This is a genomic window from Myroides sp. C4067, from assembly GCF_038039665.1.
Classification (GTDB): Bacteria; Bacteroidota; Bacteroidia; order Flavobacteriales; family Flavobacteriaceae; genus Flavobacterium; species Flavobacterium odoratimimum.
Genome location: NZ_JBBPHJ010000062.1, coordinates 1 through 1,300 on the forward strand (window position 1 = coordinate 1; position 1,300 = coordinate 1,300).

General features: G+C 47.7%; 1 rRNA gene. It reads right to left on the reverse strand.

What is annotated here, in order from left to right:
* Window positions 1-1,300, reverse strand: a 23S ribosomal RNA gene (locus AABL87_RS17675); the annotation flags it as partial.

The window sequence follows — 1,300 nt, forward strand, 5'->3', positions numbered from 1 at the left end:
GATAACATCTCCTCTTAACCTTCCAGCACCGGGCAGGTGTCAGGCCCTATACGTCATCTTACGATTTTGCAGAGCCCTGTGTTTTTGATAAACAGTCGCCTGGACCTTTTCACTGCGGCCAGCTTGCGCTGGCGACCTTTCTCCCGAAGTTACAGGTCTATTTTGCCTAGTTCCTTAGCCATGAATCTCTCGAGCGCCTTAGGATACTCTCCTCGACTACCTGTGTCGGTTTACGGTACGGGTACTAATAATCTAAGTTTAGAAGCTTTTCTTGACAGCCCTTAGGCACACTATCTCGTTGTCCGAAGACTCAAAGTACTATCGCATTTCTCCAAGTTCGACGCATTTTACTATCAAACCTATAGGTACGTGCTTCAACGAACTATTCCGTCAGTTCGCGGTGCTTTCATCACTGTGTCACTCCATCACAATTATTAGTAGTACGGGAATATTAACCCGTTGGCCATCGACGTCCCCCTTCGGGTGTGCCTTAGGTCCCGACTAACCCTCAGCTGATTAGCATAGCTGAGGAAACCTTAGTCTTACGGCGGGGGTGTTTCTCGCACCCCTTATCGTTACTTATGCCTACATTTTCTTTTCTAAAAGCTCCAGCAATTCTCACAAATCACCTTCTGCGCCGTTAGAATGCTCCCCTACCACTCACGCAACTAAATGCGCAAATCCATAGCTTCGGTAGTATACTTATGCCCGATTATTATCCATGCTCGATCGCTCGACTAGTGAGCTGTTACGCACTCTTTAAATGAATGGCTGCTTCCAAGCCAACATCCTAGCTGTCTGGGCAATCAAACCGCGTTTTTTCAACTTAGCATACATTTGGGGACCTTAGCTGATGGTCTGGGTTCTTTCCCTCTCGGACATGGACCTTAGCACCCATGCCCTCACTGATGATTATCATTACTTAGCATTCGGAGTTTGTCAGGAATTGGTAGGCGGTGAAGCCCCCGCATCCAATCAGTAGCTCTACCTCTAAGTAACTATCGATCATCGCTGCACCTAAATGCATTTCGGGGAGTACGAGCTATTTCCGAGTTTGATTGGCCTTTCACCCCTACCCACAGGTCATCCGAAAACTTTTCAGCGTTAAACGGTTCGGTCCTCCATTTAGTGTTACCTAAACTTCAACCTGCCCATGGGTAGATCACACGGTTTCGCGTCTACCACTACTGACTTAAGCGCCCTATTAAGACTCGCTTTCGCTACGGATCCATGACTTAATCACTTATCCTTGCCAGCAACGGTAACTCGTAGGCTCATTATGCAAAAGGCACGCCGTCAC